Origin of the sequence: Maricaulis sp. (genome assembly GCF_015665295.1) — a bacterium.
Classification (GTDB): domain Bacteria; phylum Pseudomonadota; class Alphaproteobacteria; order Caulobacterales; family Maricaulaceae; genus Maricaulis.
Window position 1 is genome coordinate 149,328 of sequence record NZ_JADFAJ010000003.1, and the last position, 20,352, is coordinate 169,679.

The 20,352-nt window shown below is 65.4% G+C and carries 17 protein-coding genes; 12 read left to right on the forward strand and 5 right to left on the reverse strand.

Going from position 1 to position 20,352, the window contains the following annotated elements:
• Positions 1–99: 99 nt before the first annotated feature.
• Positions 100–696 (forward strand): helix-turn-helix transcriptional regulator, encoded by a 597-nt coding sequence (locus tag QZZ02_RS02205; RefSeq protein ID WP_291841943.1) that lies wholly within the window; start codon positions 100–102, stop codon positions 694–696.
• Here QZZ02_RS02205 and QZZ02_RS02210 read toward each other — a convergent pair.
• Genes QZZ02_RS02210 through QZZ02_RS02220 form a run of 3 tightly spaced genes read right to left on the reverse strand, consistent with a single transcriptional unit; the run spans position 693 to position 5,370 of the window.
• The gene (locus tag QZZ02_RS02210) at positions 693–1,745 is read right to left on the reverse strand and encodes a 2-oxoacid:ferredoxin oxidoreductase subunit beta (RefSeq protein WP_291841944.1); all 1,053 of its coding nucleotides are present in this window, start codon (positions 1,743–1,745) and stop codon (positions 693–695) included. The two genes, QZZ02_RS02205 and QZZ02_RS02210, sit on opposite strands and share 4 nt — an antisense overlap.
• Positions 1,742–3,577 (reverse strand): 2-oxoacid:acceptor oxidoreductase subunit alpha, encoded by a 1,836-nt coding sequence (locus QZZ02_RS02215; protein ID WP_291841945.1) that lies wholly within the window; start codon positions 3,575–3,577, stop codon positions 1,742–1,744. The genes QZZ02_RS02210 and QZZ02_RS02215 overlap by 4 nt, the downstream gene beginning before the upstream one ends.
• Positions 3,574–5,370, reverse strand: coding sequence for an FAD-dependent oxidoreductase (locus tag QZZ02_RS02220; RefSeq protein WP_291841946.1), 1,797 nt, complete (start codon positions 5,368–5,370; stop codon positions 3,574–3,576). The genes QZZ02_RS02215 and QZZ02_RS02220 overlap by 4 nt, the downstream gene beginning before the upstream one ends.
• Before the next feature lie 398 nt (positions 5,371–5,768).
• Between QZZ02_RS02220 and QZZ02_RS02225 the strand changes: the two genes are divergently transcribed.
• Positions 5,769–6,398, forward strand: a complete 630-nt coding sequence (locus QZZ02_RS02225) for a hypothetical protein (RefSeq protein ID WP_291841947.1) — start codon at positions 5,769–5,771, stop codon at positions 6,396–6,398.
• Between the two features lie 146 nt (positions 6,399–6,544).
• Here QZZ02_RS02225 and gcvA read toward each other — a convergent pair whose 3' ends face one another.
• Complete coding sequence (gene gcvA / locus QZZ02_RS02230) at positions 6,545–7,480, reverse strand: transcriptional regulator GcvA (RefSeq protein WP_291841948.1); 936 nt, start codon at positions 7,478–7,480, stop codon at positions 6,545–6,547.
• Positions 7,481–7,596: 116 nt separating this feature from the next.
• Here gcvA and cysG point away from each other — a divergent pair, with 116 nt between their 5' ends.
• From cysG to QZZ02_RS02280, 10 genes are all read left to right on the forward strand, one after another.
• Entirely contained in the window at positions 7,597–8,991 is a 1,395-nt protein-coding gene (gene cysG / locus QZZ02_RS02235; RefSeq protein WP_291841949.1) for a siroheme synthase CysG, read from the forward strand.
• Positions 8,988–9,263, forward strand: coding sequence for a DUF2849 domain-containing protein (locus tag QZZ02_RS02240; protein WP_291841950.1), 276 nt, complete (start codon positions 8,988–8,990; stop codon positions 9,261–9,263). The genes cysG and QZZ02_RS02240 overlap by 4 nt, the downstream gene beginning before the upstream one ends.
• 3 nt (positions 9,264–9,266) lie before the next feature.
• Positions 9,267–10,904: a nitrite/sulfite reductase gene (locus QZZ02_RS02245; protein WP_291841951.1), complete on the forward strand. Its 1,638-nt coding sequence runs from the start codon at positions 9,267–9,269 to the stop codon at positions 10,902–10,904.
• Positions 10,891–12,024 (forward strand): phosphoadenylyl-sulfate reductase, encoded by a 1,134-nt coding sequence (locus QZZ02_RS02250; RefSeq protein WP_291841952.1) that lies wholly within the window; start codon positions 10,891–10,893, stop codon positions 12,022–12,024. The genes QZZ02_RS02245 and QZZ02_RS02250 overlap by 14 nt, the downstream gene beginning before the upstream one ends.
• 16 nt (positions 12,025–12,040) lie before the next feature.
• The gene (locus QZZ02_RS02255) at positions 12,041–13,063 is read left to right on the forward strand and encodes a cysteine synthase A (protein WP_291841954.1); all 1,023 of its coding nucleotides are present in this window, start codon (positions 12,041–12,043) and stop codon (positions 13,061–13,063) included.
• Between the two features lie 51 nt (positions 13,064–13,114).
• Positions 13,115–13,936, forward strand: coding sequence for a ferredoxin--NADP reductase (locus tag QZZ02_RS02260; protein WP_366511484.1), 822 nt, complete (start codon positions 13,115–13,117; stop codon positions 13,934–13,936).
• A gap of 123 nt (positions 13,937–14,059) precedes the next feature.
• On the forward strand, positions 14,060–14,758 hold the full coding sequence (locus tag QZZ02_RS02265; RefSeq protein ID WP_291841956.1) for a hypothetical protein: 699 nt from the start codon (positions 14,060–14,062) through the stop codon (positions 14,756–14,758).
• A gap of 1,020 nt (positions 14,759–15,778) precedes the next feature.
• A complete protein-coding gene (locus QZZ02_RS02270; protein WP_291841957.1) occupies positions 15,779–16,771 on the forward strand; it encodes a homoserine dehydrogenase in 993 nt (330 codons plus the stop codon).
• Entirely contained in the window at positions 16,768–17,706 is a 939-nt protein-coding gene (locus QZZ02_RS02275) for a homoserine O-succinyltransferase (RefSeq protein ID WP_291841958.1), read from the forward strand. The genes QZZ02_RS02270 and QZZ02_RS02275 overlap by 4 nt, the downstream gene beginning before the upstream one ends.
• A gap of 1 nt (position 17,707) precedes the next feature.
• Entirely contained in the window at positions 17,708–18,859 is a 1,152-nt protein-coding gene (locus QZZ02_RS02280; protein WP_291841959.1) for a PLP-dependent transferase, read from the forward strand.
• On the opposite strand, the gene glpK is transcribed toward QZZ02_RS02280, so the two are convergent.
• Positions 18,856–20,352, reverse strand: coding sequence for a glycerol kinase GlpK (glpK, locus tag QZZ02_RS02285; RefSeq protein WP_291841960.1), 1,497 nt, complete (start codon positions 20,350–20,352; stop codon positions 18,856–18,858). The two genes, QZZ02_RS02280 and glpK, sit on opposite strands and share 4 nt — an antisense overlap.

Below are 20,352 nucleotides of genomic sequence, written 5' to 3' on the forward strand. Positions count from 1 at the left end.
CAGCCGTTCGTGTGTGGGTTATTCATATTATATGAGTGCTGATTCATGCCGGATGGGCGCCAAGATAACCTCTAAATTCAAAGGGGTTAGATTTCCGTCTTGGAAATTGACTGGGCAAAGACTGTACGTTCGCTGCGTCTGCGGCTGAGGCTCAAACAGGGCGCGATGGCAGAGCTCATCGGCGTCAGCCAGACCTATGTCTCACGCCTGGAAACCGGTCTCGTCCTGCCGCCGCCCGCAGTCGCCGAGGCCGTGCTCAGACTGGCCGAAGACCCGCGCACCCGGTCCCTGTTCGACGATCTGCGCGCGACGGTCCATCACAGCCCCTTTCCCTGCCTGCTGCTGCAGACCGGCCCCGGCGGCCGCAGCGTCGAAGCGGCGAGCGCCGACATGGCGCGCGACTTTCTGGCTGGCCGCAGACAGATTGATGACGCCCCGGCGCTTGACCGCCTGATCAGTGATCTCGACGCCATGGCGGGTCAGGGCCTGCATGACGGCAACATTCTGGGGGCCTCGGCCGTATGGATCGACATCAACCGGTCCGACCGGTTCTGGCAGGTGCGCTACACGCCGATCCGCGACGAGACCGGAGCCAGCTTCATGCACGTCACCCTGGCCGGCCTTGCCGACAGTCCCGCCGCCCGGGCTGCCGCCAATGACGCAACACCCCGGGTCGAGCGCTTCACCGGAAACTAGCGATAGCGCGACTGCAGCTTGGCCAGCGCCGCCTTGCCCGGTGTCAGGCGCTCATAGGGCACCTGGTTGAGCGGGATTTTCGGCAGCTTGTTGGCGGCCTGCATGTCCGGCAGATCGCTGTTGAGATACAAAAGGCCCGTGCGGATCTCGCCTTCGGTCTTGTTCATCAACAGGGTCTCGATCGCCTGCGCCCGGTCGCGCGGATCATAGTCATCCGCCGTCTTGCGCATGAACAGCTCACCGCCATCGGCCATCGCCACCCGCATCGCCCCGTCCTTGTCATAGGACCCGGTGACCTCGTCGGCATGGGCGACGAAGTCGGTGTGCACGAGCGGGTGATAGTATTTGTAGGTATGGGCATAGCTTTTGGTCGAGCCGGCATGGTCATTGAAGGTCACGCAGGGCGAGATCACGTCGATCAGGGCAAAACCCTTGTGCATCAGCCCGGCCTTGATCAGCGGGATGAGCTGCGACTTGTCACCGGAGAAGGCGCGCGCCACGAAACCGGCACCCAGCGTCAAAGCCTGGACGCAGGGATCGATCGGCATCTGGTCGTTGGAAACGCCCTTCTTCGACTTCGAGCCATAGTCAGCGGCCGCCGAAAACTGGCCCTTGGTGAGCCCGTACACGCCGTTATTCTCCAGGATATACAGCATGTTGAGATTACGCCGGATGGCGTGGGCAAACTGCCCGAACCCGATCGACAGGGAATCCCCGTCACCGGAAATGCCGATATAGTGCAGATCGCCATTGGCCGCATTGGCGCCGGTCGCCACGGAAGGCATGCGCCCGTGCACGCAATTGATGCCGTGCGACTGGCCCATGAAATAGGCGGTCGTCTTGGACGAACAGCCGATGCCGGAGACCTTGGCCGCGCTTTCCGGCGCCAGGTCCAGCTCCCAGAAGGCCTGGACCAGGGCGGCAGTGACCGAGTCGTGGCCGCAACCGGCGCACAGGGTCGACATCACGCCTTCATAATTACGCACCGACAGGCCCAGCTTGTTCTTGGGCAGATGCTTGTCGATGAAGGGTTTGCTCATGGAGGTCATGCGACGTCTCCCAGGGCTTCCAGATGGGCTGAAATGCCCTCGATGATGAATTTCGGATTGGCGGCCATGCCGGCGTAATCGAGGATCGAGACCAGCTTGTGCTTGGGCGCATCGGTCTCGTTGACCAGAAGCGAGCGCAACTGGCCGTCACGGTTCTGCTCGACCACGAAGACCTCGTCATACTGGTCGATGAAAGCGTCGACCTCGGCATTGAAGGGGAAGCCGCGCACCCGCAGATAATCCAGGTTCACGCCATTTTCGGTAAAGCGGTCGAGCGCTTCAAGGACAGCGCCATCGCAGCCGCCCACCGAGATGATCGCCCGCCGGGCATCCTTGCCACAGCGCGTGATCACCGGCGCTGGGACAGCATTGGCGGCGTTCTTCCACTTGGTCGTCAGCCGATCGAGCACGACCTTGTACTCCTCGGCATCCTCGGTATAGCCGCCCTTCCAGTTATGCCCGGAACCGCGGGTGAAATAGGCGCCCTTGGGATGGGTACCCGGCAGGGTCCGCCAGGCGATGGCATCACCGTCGCGGTCTTCGTAACGGTAGAATTTCTCGAGCGTCTCGATCTGGGCGGCGGTCAGAACCTTGCCGCGATCGGGCTGGTAGCTGTCATCCCATTCCAGTTCCGGGATCATCCAGTCATTCATGCCGATATCGAGATCGGTCATGAAGAAGACCGGGGTCTGGAAGCGCTCGGCAATATCGAAGCTCTGCACCGCCATCTCGAAGCATTCCTTCGGATTGGCCGGGAAGAGAAGGATATGCTTGGTATCGCCATGGCTGGCATAGGCCGCCAGGGTGAGATCGCATTGCTGGGTTCGCGTCGGCAGGCCGGTCGAGGGGCCGGCGCGCTGCACGTCGAACAGCACCACCGGCACTTCGCCATAATAGGCAAAGCCGATGAACTCGCTCATCAGCGAGATGCCGGGACCCGAGGTCGGCGTGAAGGACCGCGCGCCATTCCAGCCGGCGCCGATCGCCATGCCGATCGAAGCCAGCTCGTCCTCGCCCTGGATGATGCAGAAATTCTTCTCGCCGGTCTCCGGATCGACCCGGAATTTCTCGCAGAAGCTCTTGAAGCCATCCATCAGGGAGGTCGACGGCGTGATCGGGTACCAGGCGCCAAAGGTCGCCCCGGCATAGACGCAGCCCAGCGCCGCGGCCGTATTGCCATCGATCATGATGTGGCCGGCGGTCTTGTCCATCGGCTCGATGCGCAGCGGCAGCGGGTCGGGAAAATGCTCGCGCACATAGTCCAGACCCAGCCCGATCGCCTTCATATTGGCGTCGATGAGGTGTTCCTTGGTGCCGAACATCTCCTTGACCAGGCCGCGGATGACCTCGACATCGAGCCCGGTCAGACCGGCCACGGCGCCGACATAGGCCATGTTCTTCATCAGCACGCGGGTGCGGGCATTGTCGAAGGCGGCATTGACCAGGCGGGCCAGGGGCACACCGATCGCGGTGACATCCGCTCGGGCATGCAGGTCCGGCCTCGGCCAGGTCGAGTCATACAGGAGGAAACCGCCCGGCGAGACTTCGGCGAGGTCTTGGCGGTAGGTCTCGGCATTCATCGCGACGATGAATTCCGCCGTCCCGGAGCGGGCCATGTAACCGTCCCTGGTGAGGCGGATCTCATACCAGGTCGGCAGCCCCTGGATATTGGAGGGAAAGAGGTTTTTCCCCACCACCGGCACGCCCATGCGGAAGATCGCCTTCATCAGCAGGCCATTGGCCGAGGCCGAGCCGGTGCCGTTCACATTGCCGATCTTGATGACGAAGTCGTTGACCCGGACTTCGCCTGACACGTCCACGAGATCCTTCATTCGGCAGCCACTTTCCTCGTTTCATCGTCGACATGCGGGATGAAGATGTCGGCATCCTGCATGTCCCAGGCCGCCGTCGGGCAGCGCTCGGCGCACAGGCCGCAATGCAGGCAGAGATTTTCATCCTTGATCATCACCCGGCCGGTATCTTTCAGCGGCTCGGAGACAAACAGCGCCTGGTCCCTGTTGCTGGCGGGCACCCGCAGCGACTGGCGCAGCTCGGCCTCTTCGGCATTCGGCACGATCGACAGGCAGTCGACCGGGCAGATATCCATGCAGGCATCACATTCCTTGCACAGAGGCGCCTCGAACACGGTCTGGACATCACAGTTCAGGCAGCGCTGGACCTCGGTCGCGATCTGCTCGGCGGTGTAGCCTGTCTCGACCTCCATCTTGCGATTGGACAGGCGCGCCGTGAGTTCGGCCAACGGCATCTGCCGGCGATGCTCGCCGGTATAGCTGTTGGAATACATCCACTCATTCACGCCCATCTTGGCGGATTGAAGGTTCACGCCGCGCGGCAGGCGCTGGTCGAGTGCCGTGCCCTCGCAATGCTTGTGGATCGAGATCGCCGCCTGGTGGCCATGCTCGACCGCCCAGATGATGTTCTTGGGGCCAAAGGCGCTGTCGCCACCGAAGAAAATACCCTTCCGCGTCGACTCATGGGTCTTCTCGTCGACGACCGGCACGCCCCATTTGTCGAACTCGATACCGATATCGCGCTCGATCCAGGGGAAGGCGTTTTCCTGGCCGATGGCGAGGATGACATCCGTGCAGGGGATGATCTTGGTGCCGGCAATCCGGGTGTCGGTGATCCGGCCGTCCTCATCGAGCTGATACTCCATCAGCTCGAATTCCATGCCGGTCAGCCGGCCATTCTCGACCACGAAACGCTTGGGCGAGTGATTGACCAGGATTTCGACATTCTCGTCCTCGGCATCCTCGAGCTCCCAGGGGGAGGCCTTGAAGAATTGCCGCGGCTTGCGGGCCATCACCTTCACATCATCCGCACCGAGGCGCAGCGAGGTCCGGCAGCAATCCATCGCCGTATTGCCGACCCCGATGATCAGGACCTGCTTGCCGATCCTGTCGGTGTGCTCGAAGGCGACGCTTTCCAGCCAGTCAATGCCGATATGGATGTTGGCAGCCGCCTCGTCGCGGCCCTCGATCTTCAGATCCTTGCCCTTGGGAGCACCGGTGCCGATGAAGACAGCGTCATAGCCGCTCTCGCTCAGGGCCTTGAGGCTCTCGATCCGGTGGCCGGTCTTCAGCTCGACACCCTGGTCGAGAATATAGCCGATCTCCTCGTCCAGCACTTTTTCCGGCAGGCGGAAGGAGGGAATGTTGGCGATCATCAGCCCGCCGGGCCGGTGATGGGCTTCGAAGATCGTGCACTCATAGCCCAGCGGGGCGAGATCATTGGCCACGGTCAAGGACGCCGGACCGGCGCCGATCAAGGCAATCTTCCGGCCATTCGTCGTTGCCGGCTTTTGCGGCAGGAGATGCTTCACCTCGTCGCGATGATCGGCCGCAACCCGCTTCAGGCGGCAGATCGCAACTGGCTCTTCCTCGACCCGGCCACGCCGGCAGGCCGGCTCGCAGGGCCGGTCGCAGACCCGGCCGAGAATGCCCGGGAAGACGTTGGAACGGCGATTGACGAGATAGGCTTCGGTGAATTCACCTTGCGCAATCAGGCGGATATACTCGGGCACCGGCGTGTGTGCCGGGCATGCCCACTGGCAATCCACGACCTTGTGATAATAGTCGGGATCGCGCGTATCGGTCGGCTTCATGCTCCTCACCCCGGGCTTGCACCCGTTCCGTATTATGGGCCGGCGACCGTCGAGGGCCGCAGAATTGCGTCCATTCTCACATGGTGAACGCCGCAAGGGTCAAGCGATTTCCCCTTTAAGCGACCGATTGCGCACGGCTTTGTTTGTTAGTGCGAAGCAAGTGCAAAATGGTGGCGGTAACGGAGGGGGTTGAGCATTTCGAACCATCATTTGTCATCCCGGCCGGAAGCCTGCGAAAGCAGGCTGCAGAGCCGGGACCTATACGCTCGGCGTGGCAATCATTGGTGGGTATGGGTCCCGGATCTGCGTCCCGCTTCCGCGGGACCTCCGTCCGGGATGACAACGCGTTGGACAAGAAGTGGATTGCGCGCTTCGCCCTCCCGCACCAACCTCACCCCATGACACGCCCTTCCCCGCTCCGGAACCGCGTCGCGCCGACCGGCGCGATCTGCGCCCATACCGCCCGCGGCACGCTGATGGGCAATCGTGGAATCCTGCATGACGCGCAGCAACAGCTCGGCACGGCCCGCTGGAAGCACCAGGCCTGGGTCACCTGCACGCTCGCCTTCAAGGCGCGCCGCCGCGAACTGATGGCGCCGGGCAATTACACCGAGCTCTTCTTCACCGACGAGGTCGTCGCCCTCGCCGCCGGTCACCGCCCCTGCGCCGAGTGCCGGCGCGACGATTTCAACCGCTTCCGGGATGCTTTTGCCAGGGCGTATCCGGACTTGCCGCATCGCGCACCGGACATGGACAAGGTGCTGCACAAGGCCCGGGTGGTCTCGCGATCACGGGAGCAGGTGACCTATGCGGCCGCACTGGCAGGCCTGCCGGAGGGCGTGTTCTTTCGGGCCGCGCCCGACGGGGAGCCGCTGGTGCGATGGCGGGGCAAGGTCTGGGCCTGGTCGTTCGAGGGCTATGCGGCCGGGCCGGATGCCTTGCCGGAGCGGGTAGAGGTGCTGACGCCCGAGCCGACGGTGAAGACGATTGCGGCGGGCTATGTGCCGGTGTGCCACGCCGCCGAATAACCCCCTCCCATTTTTCCCGGACGCGCATCGCGCGATCCGGGACCAACGGGAGACTCATCATCACCGGAAAGGCGAGTTGGTCCCGGCTCTGCGACCTGCCTTCGCAGGTCTCCGGCCGGGAAAAATGAGCGTCGGACAAGCGGCGCCTACAACTCATCCACCGAATGCTCATGCACCCGCGCTTCCGCCTTCAGCCAGGCGATGAAGGCCTGGGCGTCCGGGCTGAGGGGGCGGTTGCGCGCGGTGACGATATGATAGGCCGAGCGGACCGGGGTGGTGCCGTCGGGGAAGAGGGCGACGAGGCGACCACTGGCCAGATCGTTCTGGACCAGGGCGCGCTTGGCGAGGGCGACCCCGCGCCCGGCGACGGCGGCATCGATCACCAGGGCCGACTGGTTGAAGCGCACGCCTCCGGCCACATCGACGCCGCGCGCACCGCGCGCCTTGAGCCAGGAAGCCCAATCGGCACCGTCGACCTCGGTTTCCGGTGAGGCATCGTGCAACAGGGTCTGGCCGCGCAAATCCTGGGCGCGGGTCAGCGGCGGGCCGTCACGCAGGAGGTCGGGCGAGCAGACCGGCAGGACTTCCTCGGCCAGCAGGGCCTCCTCGTTCAGGGTCATGTCGCCGCCCGGTCCGTAGCGTATGCCCAGATCGGCGGCGCCGGCGGCCAGGTCGACGCGCTCGGAGGTCGCGGCAATCCAGACCTCGATGCCGGGATGTTCGTCCTGGAAGCGGAACAGGCGCGGTGCCAGCCATTTGCCGGCAAAGGAAGGCGCGACCGAGACCGTCAGCGAGCGGCGATGGACGGGCTGGCGCATCAGGGAGACCGCGCGCTCGAGCGTCTCGAAGGCTTCCGATGCAATGCCCGCAGCAGCCCGGCCTGCCTCGGTCAGGCTCAGCCCCCGTCCCTGGCGGACGAAAAGCGGGGCGCCGACATGCTCTTCCAGCTGGCGGATCTGCTGACTGATCGCACCCGGCGTGACCGCAAGTTCGTCCGCCGCTCGGGCGAAGCTCTCAAGTCTCGCCGCGGCCTCGAAGGCGCGCAGGGCATTGAGCGGGGGCAGGCGTGAGGTCTGGGCCATGGCTTGAGTTTAGTTTTTCTAACGTCAAAAGCCAATAATCGTCGTTTGTAATCGCTGCATCGAATAGAAATATTGAACTCGTCGCGCCACGAAGGCGCAAGATCGGACGAGTGACCATGCGTGTTTTTCCTGCCTCCATTCCCCTAGATGGACAGACGGTGATCGTTGTCGGGCATGGCCCGATGGCCGAACCGAAGGCACGCCTGTTTGCGGCTTCCCCAGCCCGGTTGATCTGGTTCACCGGTGAGTCCAGCGATCCTGTTGCTTCGGATATTGCCCAGTATGCGAAGATTATCCGCCGCGTGCCGACACGGCGGGACTTTCGTGGCGCGACATTGATCTTCCTCGCCGGTGGCGAAGAGCGCGAACTCGACAAGCTGGCCCGCTGGGGTCGCAGCCAGGGCGCGATGGTCAATATCGTCGACAGCCCGGCCGCCTCGGATTTCCAGACCCCGGCCATTGTCGACCGCGACGGCATCGTCGTCTCCATCGCCTCCGGCGGGGCCGCTCCGGTCCTCTCCGTCGATATCCGTGCCGCGATCGAGCAGGTCCTGCCAGCGCGTATCGGTGTCATCGCCGATCTCGCCCGCGAGCTGCGCGGCACGGTGAAGTCGGTCCTCACGAAATTCGACGACCGCCGCGCCTTCTGGGAACGCGCCCTGCGCGGCAAGGCCCGCGACCTCGCCCTCGCCGGTGACAAGGCCGGTGCCCGTCGCGAAATGCTGCGCGAACTGAATGGCGAGACGCCCGACCGCACCGGCATTGTCCATCTGGTCGGCGCCGGTCCCGGTGACCCCGACCTGTTGACCCTCAAGGCCGCCCGCCTGCTGCGCGAGGCCGATGTCATCGTCCATGACCGCCTGGTCAGCGAGGGCGTGATGGATCTGGCCCGCCGCGACGCCCTGCGCATCAATGTCGGCAAGACGAAGGGCCATCACCCCGTCCCGCAGGAGGAGATCGGCGCCATCCTTATACGCGAGGCCCGCAAGGGTCAGCGCGTGGTCCGCATCAAGGGCGGCGACCCGTTTGTCTTCGGGCGCGGCGGCGAAGAGCTGGACGTGGTCCGCGCCGCCGGCATCGCGGTCGAGGTCACGCCGGGCATCACCGCCGCCGTGGCCTGTGCGGCCTCGGCCGGCATCCCGCTGACCCATCGCGACCATGCCCAGTCGGTGACCTTCGCCTCCGGTGTGGTCAAGCAGGACGGGCCGGACGCCGACTACCGCGCCCTGTCCGCCGCCAACTCCACGACCGTCTTCTACATGGGCGTCGGCGCCGCAACGGACATCCAGGCCAAGATGATCGCCGCCGGACGGGATCCCGCGACGCCGGTTGCCCTGATCGAGAACGGCACGCTGGACTCGGAGCGCCGCATTTTCGGCACGCTCGGCGATCTCGCCGGCCTGGTGAAGCGCGAAGCCATTTCCGGGCCCACCATCATGATTGTCGGCGAAGTCGCCGGCACCGCCATCAGCCAGGCCGCCACAACGATCGGCCAGGAGCAATTCGCATGAAAACCGTGACCGCCAACCGCCTCACCGATGGCCGCGTGATCTATCGCACCACGACCGGCCATTGGACGAGCGAACTCGCCGAGGCCGCCCGCCTCGACAATGACCAGGCCGATGCCGTGCTCGAAATCGCCTCGGACGAGAGCCATATCGCGGTCGGCGCCTATCTCATTGAACTGCAGGACGACCTTCCCGGCGGTCAGAAGTGGCGCCGCGAGGGCATCCGGCTTTCCGGTCCGACGACCGGTTCCACCCATGCGCAAGCGACGGCCTGACCCATGTACAAGTATGACAGCTATGATCACGCCATGGTGGCCGACCGGATCGCAGAGTTTCGCGACCAGGTCGCGCGCCGCCTCGATGGTCGCCTGACCGAGGACCAGTTCAAGCCGCTGCGCCTGATGAATGGCGTCTATCTGCAGCTGCACGCCTACATGCTGCGGGTGGCCATCCCCTACGGCACGCTGAACAGCGCCCAGATGCGGACCCTGGCCGGGATCGCGCGCGATTATGACAAGGGCTATGGCCATTTCACCACGCGCCAGAACCTGCAGTATAACTGGCCGGCCCTGGTGGATATTCCCGACATTCTCGACCGGCTTGCCGCCGTCGAAATGCACGCCATCCAGACCTCGGGCAATTGCATCCGCAATGTCACGGCCGACCCGTTTGCGGGCGCTGCGGCTGACGAGCTGGAAGATGGTCGCCCCTGGGCCGAGATCGTCCGGCAATGGTCGAGCTTCCACCCGGAATTCACCTTCCTGCCGCGCAAGTTCAAGATTGCCGTCAACGGGGCCAAGGCCGACCGCGCCGGCATCCGCGTGCATGATATCGGCCTGCAGATCGTCCGGAATGACGCCGGCGAGACAGGCTTTGAGGTCTGGGTCGGGGGCGGCCAGGGCCGTACGCCGCGCCTGGGCCAGCTGATCAAGCCCTTCCTGGCGCCGGAAGACCTCCTCTCCTACCTCACCGCCTGCCTGCGCGTGTACAATCAGCACGGCCGCCGCGACAATCTCTACAAGGCCCGGATCAAGATCCTGGTCGAGGCGCTGGGCGCCGAGGCGTATGGCCGCCAGGTCGCGGACGAATGGGCCGTGATCCGCGAGGGTGAGCTGAAACTCCCCGCCGCCGAGATCGCCCGCATCCGCCGCTTCTTTGACCAGCCGAAACAGGCCGAGGCGACGCCGGTGCCGGTGACGCAGAACCGCGCCCTCGCCCGCTGGCTCGACCGCAATCGCCGCGACCATGCCGTTGACGGCCTGTCCTCGCTGGTCATCTCGCTGAAGCCGATCGGCGGCACCCCCGGAGACATCACCGACACGCAGATGGAGGCGGTCGCCGATCTCGCCGAGCGCTTCGGGTTCGACGAGATCCGCGCCACGCCGGACCAGAACCTGATCCTGCCGCATGTGCGCAATCGCGATCTGGAAGCAGTCTGGACCGGTCTCGTTGACGCCGGCCTCGCGACGGCCAATGCGGGCCTCGCGACCGATATCGTCGCCTGCCCGGGCCTGGACTACTGCAATCTCGCCAATGCCCGCTCCATCCCGATCGCCCAGGCGATCTCCACCCTGCTGGAAGAGACGGGCCTGTCGGACAAGGCCGGCGATGTGACCATCAAGATTGATGGCTGCATCAATGCCTGCGGTCACCACCATGTCGCCCATATCGGCGTGCTGGGCGTCGACAAGCGTGGCGAGGAATTCTACCAGATCACCCTGGGCGGCGCCTTCGGCTCCGATGCCGCGATCGGCTCGATCATCGGCAAGGGCCTGGCCGGCGAGGATGTCCCCGCCGCCATCGCCCGCCTGCTGGAAACCTATCTCGATATTCGCGCCGAAAACGAGCGCTTCATCGACACGCTGCGCCGTGTCGGTCCCGACGCCTTCAAGGAGGCCATCTATGCTGACGCTTGATCGCAGACCTGAAACCCGCAATGTCGCCGACGCCCAGCTGGCCGCCGGTGGCGGACGGATTGTCGAACTGCCCGGTGATGCCGACTGGCGCGAGGCGAAGGCCGAGATCGCCGGCGCCGTGCGCGTCGATATCCGCTTTGCCAGATTCAATGATGGCCGCGGCTTCACGCTGGCCGCCCAGCTGCGCGAGCGGGCCGGCTATACCGGCAAGTTGCGCGCGGTCGGTGATCTCATTCCCGACCAGGCCCAGCACCTGATCCGCGTCGGCTTTGACGATGCCGATCCGGACCGCAAGGGTCTGGAGGCCGACTGGGCCCGCGCCAGAACGCGCTTCACCCACGCCTACCAGCCGGGCCGCAACAATGTCACACCGCTCTTCCGCCATCGCCACAAGCGTCCGGAAGACGACCTCGTTGCGCTCAATGCCCGCTATCGCGAGATGAGCCCGCAAGACATCCTGCGCGATGCGATCGAGCGGGAATGGGTCGGCAAGACCGCCATTCTCTCCTCCTTTGGCGCCGAGGCGGCTGTCGGCCTGCACATGATCGCCCAGATCGCGCCGGACACCCCGGTCATCTTTCTCGATACCGGCCGCCTCTTTGCCCAGACAGAACAATACCAGCGCCAGCTGACCGAACGCCTGGGCCTGACCCATATCCGCGTTCTCACACCGGACAGCGGGGAAGTCGCCGACGAGGACAGTGATGACCGTCTCTGGCGCCGCGATCCCGATGCCTGCTGCGCCCTGCGCAAGGTGCGTCCGCTGGACGCGATCATCGGCGAGTACGATGCCCTGATCACCGGCCGCAAACGCTTCCACGGCGGTGGCCGCATGACCCTGCCCGTCGTCGAGCGCATCAATGGCCGCGTCCGGGTCAATCCGCTGGCCAATTGGGATGCCGCCGCCATCGAGGATTATTTCCGGCGCTTCGATTTGCCGCGACACCCGCTGAGCGATATGGGGTATGCCTCGATCGGGTGCTGGACCTGCACCGCGCCGGTCCAGGCCGATGGCGATATCCGCTCCGGTCGCTGGCTCGGACAGGCCAAGACCGAGTGCGGCATCCACACCCCGGCCCCAATCGCCGCCGAACAAGTTGCGGCTGAATTGGAAAACTGACGAAAGGACACGCCCCGTGTCTGCCCAACATGTGCTCGACCTGATCGGCCAGACGCCGCTGATCCGGCTCGATGGCCCGTCCGATGCGACCGGCTGCGAAATCCTCGGCAAGGCCGAATTCCTCAATCCGGGCGGTTCCGTGAAGGACCGCGCCGCGCTCAATATCGTGCGCGAGGCCGAAGCCGACGGCACGCTGAAGCCCGGCGGGACGATTGTCGAGGGCACGGCCGGCAATACCGGGATCGGGCTTGCCCTGGTCGGCGGCGCGCTGGGCTATGACGTCATCATCGTCATGCCGCGCACCCAGTCGGACGAGAAGAAGGCCGCGATCCGCTCCTTTGGCGCGCGCCTGATCGAGGTCGATGCCGCGCCCTTCTCCAGCCCCAACCATTTTGTCCATTATTCGCGCCGCCTGGCCGAGGAGCTCAATGAGAGCCAGCCGAAGGGGGCGATCTGGGCCAACCAGTTCGACAATCTCGCCAACAAGCGCGCCCATGCCCTCACCACCGGCCCGGAGATCTGGGAGCAGACCGGCGGGGCGATCGACGGCTTCATCTGCGCGGTCGGCTCGGGCGGCACGCTCGCCGGGGTCGCGCAGGCCCTGCGCGCGCGCAAGACCGATATCGCCATCGGTGCCGCCGATCCGGCCGGCGCGGCGCTGTTCAATTATTTCACCAAGGGCGAGCTCAAGGGCGAAGGCTCCTCGATCACCGAGGGCATCGGCGTCAATCGCATCACCGGCAATCTGGAAGGCCTGGAGGTCTCCCATATCTACCGCATCGAGGACGCCGAAATGCTGCCCATCCTGTTCGACCTGGTGAAGGGCGAAGGCCTCTCCCTGGGGGGATCGGCCGGGATCAATATCGCCGGCGCCATGCGGCTGGCGCGCGATCTGGGTCCGGGCAGGACCATCGTCACCATCCTGTGCGACAGCGGTGCCCGCTATGCCGGCAAACTCTTCAATCCGGATTTCCTGGCGTCGCGGGGCTTGCCTGTTCCGCCCTGGGCCGATACCGAAGCGCCGCGCGTGACGGCCTGATCAGTCCAACCAGCCAGACCTCACCGACAAACCGAGCACGAGATGATGACGATGACCGCGACCGCGCCTGCCAAGAAGAATGCCGTGTCTGCCAAGCCGGGCCCCTATACGGTCGAGACCGTGCTGTCGGTGACCCATTACACCGACCGGCTCTTCCATTTCCGCATCACGCGGCCGGACACATTCCGCTTCCGCTCGGGCGAGTTCATCATGATCGGCCTGCCCAAGGAGGACGGGAAACCGCTCCTGCGCGCCTATTCGGTGGCCAGCCCCTTCTGGGACGAGGCGCTCGATTTCTACTCGATCAAGGTGCCCGACGGGCCGCTGACCTCGCGCCTCCAGCACATCCGGCAAGGCGATGAAGTCCTCCTGGGCCGCAAGCCGGTCGGCACGCTGGTGCTCGATGCCCTCAAGCCGGGCAAGCGTCTCTACATGATCTCCACCGGAACCGGCATCGCCCCCTTTGCCAGCCTGATCCGCGATCCGGAGACCTATGAGAAGTTCGACCAGGTCATCCTCACCCATACCTGCCGCGAAGCGGCCGAGCTGACCTATGGCAATGAGCTGGTCGAGGCGGTGAAGGATGACGAGCTGATCGGCGAGTTTGCGCGCGAAAAACTCGTCCATTTCACCTCGGTCACCCGCGAGGACGGCCCGGTGAAGGGCCGCGTCACCGACATGATCGAAAGCGGCGAACTCTTCGACCGCCTCGGCGTGCCGCCCCTGAATCCGGAAACTGATCGCGTGATGATCTGCGGCTCTGAAGGCCTGCTGAAAGACGTCAAGCAGATCTGCCTCGACCGCAATTTCGTCGAAGGCTCGAATGCGGCCCCGGCGGATTTCGTCGTCGAGAAGGCGTTTGTGGCGACCTAGGCAAGCGAAGCGGTCGGTGGCACCCGCCTGCATGAATAGACAAACTTGATGGGCAAAATAAAAAGCGCTCGACTTGTGGCAGACAGAAACTCTGCCTAACCTCCCCGCAAAGGGGAGACATTCATGATTTCACGAATTACTGCGTCAGTCTTGGCGCTGGCCTTGTGCGGCACGCCCGCATCGGCGCTCGGAACGGCTTCGTCGGGCTCTGCTGCGACGCAGGCTCGCAGTTCGATTTTCATCTCCGGGGCTTGGTGGCGGTCATCCAATCAACAAGCGATACTTGACTGGGCGGGTTCGTTTTGGAGTGCTGGTGGGCTCACCATCTGGGATCCTGCACCCAGCCGCCAGGAAGTGTCCGGAGGCTACGTCCTTTACGAGGACTATTACGAACGCTTTAGCAATCTTAGCGTCTCGCTTTGCCGGTACTCAGACGGGATGATGGAGTACACTCTCCGGGGCATTTTCCATATCAGGAATCGCTCCGTTTTTTACAACAACGCAGGGCGTCGCGGTGGCGGGAATTTCTATAACCGGGACAGCCTCGACCCGGTGGAGTTCCAGATACGAATCCCGATCTCCCTGACGCTTGAAGGCGACGCCGTGACGCATCGCCTCAACTCGGATGTTGTCGTTATCGGCAACTTCAATCGTCGTCGGAAGGAAATTTTGGAGCAGGACATCGAGCGGTTCGTCCGGCAACAAGGCCCACTGGTCATCCGGCCGGCGACATCCGACGGGCAACGCGCAGCCCGCTTGAACCCGACCGATTTCATAGATGGCTGGGCGACGGGGAGACAGGGGGCGGGGAGCGGCTGCTAGATGCGCGGCGCCCATGCGAGCTGCGGGGCGAAAGTCCAAGACCTATCTGGTGGCCGAGAGCCAGGTACCCACCTTGGGTTCAGCCTTCGCCGGACGTCCAGCGGGGATGACGAGTGTGGCAGGAATGCTGGCACTTCCTTTCCTCCCCACATCGTGGGGAGGGGGATCAGCGCGAAGCGATGAGACGGTGGGATGACGCCGCAGGCGGCATTGGACCTCCTCGCGTGTGGTCCGCCCTCGCTCCGCTCGGACCCCATCGACCCGAGGCTTCGCCGCGGGCCACTTCCCCACTCTGTGGAGGAGAAAAAACGCGCTTGTCCCACACTGTACGCGCCTTTCCTTCTCCCTTGGGAGAAGGTGGCCGGAGGCCGGATGAGGGGGATTCCTCCTGCTGGCACCGGGATTTACCCCTCACCCTGGCCCTCTCCCAAGGGAGAGGGAATGCGGTTGCGACAGGAAAATCTGCCAAACTTATCCGCCCCCCTCCAACGCCGGGCGATAATGGCTTCGGTTTTCGGGACGGGAGGCACGAGCTCAGTCACTTGTGCCCGGAAGCGAGCGGAGCCTGTCCGCGTCTCGGGGATGACAGCCCGAAGCTCCGGCAGGGCCTGCGAACCGGTCCCGGGGCACTAAACGACCGACCCCATGTACCGGCCGCATTGGAAACGGGGTGGAGACAGCCCGGGAAAACTCCGCGAGCGGGATGCCAGGACACCTGGACAACACAATCTCATCGGACACATCGGTGTCCCCCGGCATCCCGCTCCCTCCCTCCGGCGCTTCGGCGTGCGGAGCCAAAGGCGTGGGTCTGTGGCCGTTCCGGCGAACACGCCGCTTGACACATATAAACATATCTTTATACGTGAAGTCGCGCCGATTTGATGTCTAGCTTGCGGGCGCGGAACAAGTGCGGCTAAAGCGGATCGGACGAGGCAGCGGCAATCGCCACACATCCCTTTCGCCTCGGCAGTATCCCGCAATCGGCGTGCCGCGCCTTCCGCCCAGACGGAATGTGTCGCGATGTCCCTGGTTGCAGCGCTTGATTACCCTCTCCACACGCTTCCTGCCGCGGCCCTGGCGCCGCGCCTGCGCGTTGTCCTGCTCGGTTGCGGCACGGTGAATGCCGGCGTGCTGGCCGGGCTGGATGCGATGGCAAGCCGGATCGAGATCGCCTCCATCGTTACCCGCAAGCCGCGACGCAAGGGTGATGACCGCTTTGCCTGGCTGACCGATATCACCGCCGCTTTCGATACCGGTCCGGACCTTGTCATCGACGGCCTGCCCGATTGCGCGGCGGCCGAGAAAGCCCTCGCCCTGGCGGTTGAACGCGGCATCCATGTCATCTCGGCCAACAAGGCCGTCATCGCCCGTCGTCCGGACCTCGAGGCCCGCGCCCGCCGGGCCGGGACGGGTTTTGCCTATTCGGCGGCGGTTGGCGGCGGCGTTCCGGTGCTGGAAACCGTGGCCCGGCTGAAAGCCGCGGGCGAGACGATCACCCATGTTCGCGGCGTACTCAATGGCACCTCCAATTTCGTGCTCGGCCTGCTGGAAAAAGGGATCGGGTTTGACGAGGCGGTCACCGCAGCCCAGGCCGCCGGCTTTGCCGAGGAAGACCCCGGCGCCGATCTCGACGGGCTGGATGCCGCCGCCAAGCTGGCGCTGATCGCCCGCGCCGCCTTCGACATCGCCCCCGACGCCCATGCCATTCCGGCCGACAGCCTGTTCGATATCTCGACCGGCCAGATCCTCGGCGCCCGCGAGAACGGGCTGCGCTATCGCCAGGTCGCCGAGCTGGCCAGCGGCGCGGACGGGGTGCGCGCCAGCGTCCGCCTCATCGCCCTGCCTGAAGACCATGCCCTCGCACGGGTGGAAAACGAGGAGAACGCCATCGAGATCCGCTGCGCCAGCGGCACCTCGGTCGTGCTCAACGGCAAGGGCGCCGGCCAGACCCCGACGGCCGGGTCGGTCCTGTCGGACGTTCGCGCCCTGCTCGCCGGGATCAAGGCAGGATGAGCGTGGCCGTGGTAAATCCGCCCGCCCTGCGATGTCGCGACATCTCGACCATCGCGCTGACCGTGACCGGCGCACCGGCGCAGGTCACCGGGCGCATCACCGGGCCGGAAGGCGCGCCGGTCGTGCTGGTGCTGGGCGGCATCTCGTCCGGACGCCATGTCTCCGACACCGCCCGGGGCGAGGGCTGGTGGCGCCAGCAGGCCGGCCCCGGCAAGCCGATCGACACCAATCGCTATCGCATCCTGTCCTTTGATTTCATCGGCGCCGAGATCCACCCCTGCCCGACCACGCAGGACCAGGCCCGCGCCATCCTCGCCCTCGCCGATGCCGCCGATATCCGCGACATGGCGATTGTCGGCTCCTCCTATGGCGGCATGATCGCCCTCGCGCTGGCCGCCATGGCGCCGGAGCGTGTGCGCGACCTGGTGGTGATCTCGGCCGCCGACCGGTCGAGCGAAATGGCCCGCGCCTGGCGCTCGATCCAGCGCGACACGGTCGAGATGGCGTTGCGACTGGGTGACGGCAGGGCCGGCCTTGACCTCGCCCGCCGCCTCGCCATGACCACCTATCGCACGCCGGAGGAATTCGAGGCCCGGTTCGCCGATCCCGAGCCGGACAGCCGCGATGCCGGCGGCGTCGCCGGCTATCTTGCAGCCCGCGGCGAGGCCTGGGCCGAAACCGTCGACCCGCAACGCTTTCTCGCCCTGTCCCGCTCGATGGACGAACACCGGGTCGATGTCAGCGTGGTGAAATGTCCGGTCACCTATATCGCCGCGATCGAGGACCGGCTGGTGCCCGCAGACCAGATTGCCGCCGCGGCGGAACGAACCCCGCGCGGCCGTCTGATCACGCTCAGCTCTGTCTTTGGCCATGATGCCTTCCTCAAGGAAGACGCTATCATCGGCTCCACACTGAACGGGATTTTCGGGAGCTGACATGTCGAGCGATCAACGCACCAAGGCCATCCGGGCGGGGCTGAACACCGACCGGAGCTGGAACGCCGTCATACCGCCGCTCTCCCTGTCGACCGCCTATCGGCGCGAGGACCCGTCGATCCAGCCGGCCTTCGACTATGCCCGCACCGCCAATCCGGGCCGCACGCTGCTCGCCGATGCGATCGCCGAGCTGGAAAACGCGGCCGGGGCCATCGTCACCGGATCAGGCATGTCGGCGATTGATCTCCTGCTGCACGATGTGCCGCACGGGGCCCGGGTTATCTGCTCGCATGACGCCTATGGCGGCACGCGGCGCCTGCTCGATGCCCGCGGTCGCGGCGGCCGCCTCAAGCCGGTCTATGTCGACACCTCCGATCTCGACACGGTCGCCGACGCCCTCAATGAGGACGCCGCCCTGATCATCGCCGAGACCCCGTCCAATCCGCGCCTGCGGATTTCCGACCTCAAGGGACTGGTGCGCCTCGCCCGTGACGCCGGGACCGAGCTGGCGGTCGACAATACGGTGATGTCACCCGTGCTGCAGCGCCCGCTCGACTGGGGGGCGGACTATTCGGTCCAGTCGGTCACCAAACTCCTCAACGGGCATTCCGACATGGTCGGTGGCGTGGTGTGTTGCGCCGACCCGGAACGGGTTGCCGAGCTGACCTGGTGGGCCAATTGTGTCGGCACCGGCGCGGCCGCCTTCGACAGCTATCTCGCCTTGCGCGGGCTTCGCACCCTGCCGCTGCGGGTCAGGGCGCAATGCGACAGCGCCCTGGAAGTTGCCCGCTGGCTGGAGGCCGATCCGCGCATCGCCCGGGTCGATTATCCCGGCCTGGAAAGCCATCCCGGCCATGAACTGGCGGCCCGCCAGCAGGACGGGTTCGGCCAGCTGATCAGCCTGGAACTCGCCAAGGGCGCGCCCGATCCGCGCGACGTGGTCTCGGCGCTGGAGATTTTCACCCTGGCCCAGTCACTGGGCGGGGTGGAAAGCCTGTGCTGCATCCCGGCCCTGATGACGCATGCCTCGATGTCACCGGAAGCGAGAGCCGAAGCCGGGATCGCCGACAGCCTGATCCGGCTCTCCATCGGGCTGGAAGCCGCGGCCGACCAGATCGCCGATCTCGACAAGGCGCTGTCGGCAGGCGGTTAGACCGTGTCCGAGCGGACCCGCGCCACGGCCGCATGCCAGCCCTTGCGATCTGCCTCGCGACGGGCCGTATCGGTCGTCGGCGCGAAACGGCGGTCAGCAACCCAGAGCGCGCGGCCGGCTTCGAGGCTTTTGAACATCCCGCAGCCCAGACCGGCCAGAAAAGCGGCGCCCCAGGCGGTCGCCTCGATGCTGACCGGACGCACGACCTCGATCCCGGTCAGATCGGCGAGACGCTGCAGGAAGGCGTCGTTGGCGGCCATGCCACCATCAACCCGCAGGCTGAGCGCCTCGACCCCGTCGGCCGCCATGGCATCCAGCAGGTCGCAGGTCTGGTGGACCGAGCTGTCGAGGGCGGCACGGGCAATCTCGGCCCGGCCGGACCCACGGGTCAGGCCGATCAGGGCTCCGCGCGCCTCGGCATCCCAATAAGGCGCACCCAGACCGGTGAAGGCCGGCACGAGATACACGCCGCTGTCAGGATCGGCACTGTTGGCCAGCGCCTCGATCTCGGACGCCTTCGCGATCAGGCCGAGCCCGTCGCGCAGCCATTGCACGGTCGCCCCGGCCGACAGGACCGAACCTTCCAGCGCATAGGTCGTCTTTCCGCCGATGCGGTAGGCGATGGTGGCGAGCAGTTTCTTGCTCGAGCGGACCGGTTTGTCGCCGGTATTGATCAGCACGAAGGCGCCGGTGCCATAGGTCGATTTCATCTCGCCGGGCGCCAGGCAGACCTGGCCGATGGCAGCGGCCTGCTGGTCACCGGCAACCCCGGTGATCGGGATCTCGCGGCCCAGCACTGCCTTGTCGGCAACACCGAAATCACCGGCACTGTCACGCACCTCGGGCAGGAGCGCGGCGGGGACACCGAACAGGTCGAGCAGGTCCTCATCCCAGCGATTGGCGGTGATGTCATAAAGCGCGGTCCGGCTGGCATTGGTGGCGTCGGTGGCATGGACGGCGCCACCGGTCAGCTTCCAGATCAACCAGCTGTCGACCGTGCCGAAAGCCAGCTCGCCGGCCTCGGCCCGGGCCCTCGCCCCCTCCACATGATCCAGGATCCAGGCAATCTTGGTGGCCGAGAAATAGGGATCGAGCACGAGCCCGGTCTTCCCGGTGACCATTGCCTCATGCCCCTCGGCCCGCAGCGCAGCACAGCGCTCGGCGGTCCGGCGGTCCTGCCAGACGATGGCATTGTGGATCGCCTCGCCGGTGGCCCGGTCCCAGACCAGGGTCGTCTCGCGCTGATTGGTGATGCCGATCGCCTCGGCCCGCCAGCCGGCCTTGTCGGCGGCGGCCAGCGCTTCGCGCGCAGTGGCTCGCACTGTCGCCCAGATCACATCGGGATCATGCTCGACCCAGCCCGGCCTTGGATAGATCTGCTGGAATTCGCGCTGGGCGATCGCGACCGGATCATCATCAGGCTGGAAGACCACGGCCCGCGAGCTCGTCGTGCCCTGGTCGATCGCCAGCAGCGCCCTGCGTTTGGAAAACAT

What these genes read in the sequence shown, in the direction of transcription:
- QZZ02_RS02210 (WP_291841944.1), bottom strand. Translation starts at nt 1,745, where the DNA reads ATGACCTCCATGAGCAAACCCTTCATCGACAAGCATCTGCCCAAGAAC.
- QZZ02_RS02215 (WP_291841945.1), bottom strand. Translation starts at nt 3,577, where the DNA reads ATGAAGGATCTCGTGGACGTGTCAGGCGAAGTCCGGGTCAACGACTTC.
- QZZ02_RS02220 (WP_291841946.1), bottom strand. Translation starts at nt 5,370, where the DNA reads ATGAAGCCGACCGATACGCGCGATCCCGACTATTATCACAAGGTCGTG.
- QZZ02_RS02225 (WP_291841947.1), top strand. Translation starts at nt 5,769, where the DNA reads ATGACACGCCCTTCCCCGCTCCGGAACCGCGTCGCGCCGACCGGCGCG.
- gcvA (WP_291841948.1), bottom strand. Translation starts at nt 7,480, where the DNA reads ATGGCCCAGACCTCACGCCTGCCCCCGCTCAATGCCCTGCGCGCCTTC.
- cysG (WP_291841949.1), top strand. Translation starts at nt 7,597, where the DNA reads ATGCGTGTTTTTCCTGCCTCCATTCCCCTAGATGGACAGACGGTGATC.
- QZZ02_RS02240 (WP_291841950.1), top strand. Translation starts at nt 8,988, where the DNA reads ATGAAAACCGTGACCGCCAACCGCCTCACCGATGGCCGCGTGATCTAT.
- QZZ02_RS02245 (WP_291841951.1), top strand. Translation starts at nt 9,267, where the DNA reads ATGTACAAGTATGACAGCTATGATCACGCCATGGTGGCCGACCGGATC.
- QZZ02_RS02250 (WP_291841952.1), top strand. Translation starts at nt 10,891, where the DNA reads ATGCTGACGCTTGATCGCAGACCTGAAACCCGCAATGTCGCCGACGCC.
- QZZ02_RS02260 (WP_366511484.1), top strand. Translation starts at nt 13,115, where the DNA reads ATGACCGCGACCGCGCCTGCCAAGAAGAATGCCGTGTCTGCCAAGCCG.
- QZZ02_RS02265 (WP_291841956.1), top strand. Translation starts at nt 14,060, where the DNA reads ATGATTTCACGAATTACTGCGTCAGTCTTGGCGCTGGCCTTGTGCGGC.
- QZZ02_RS02270 (WP_291841957.1), top strand. Translation starts at nt 15,779, where the DNA reads ATGTCCCTGGTTGCAGCGCTTGATTACCCTCTCCACACGCTTCCTGCC.
- QZZ02_RS02275 (WP_291841958.1), top strand. Translation starts at nt 16,768, where the DNA reads ATGAGCGTGGCCGTGGTAAATCCGCCCGCCCTGCGATGTCGCGACATC.
- QZZ02_RS02280 (WP_291841959.1), top strand. Translation starts at nt 17,708, where the DNA reads ATGTCGAGCGATCAACGCACCAAGGCCATCCGGGCGGGGCTGAACACC.
- glpK (WP_291841960.1), bottom strand. Translation starts at nt 20,352, where the DNA reads ATGTTTTCCAAACGCAGGGCGCTGCTGGCGATCGACCAGGGCACGACG.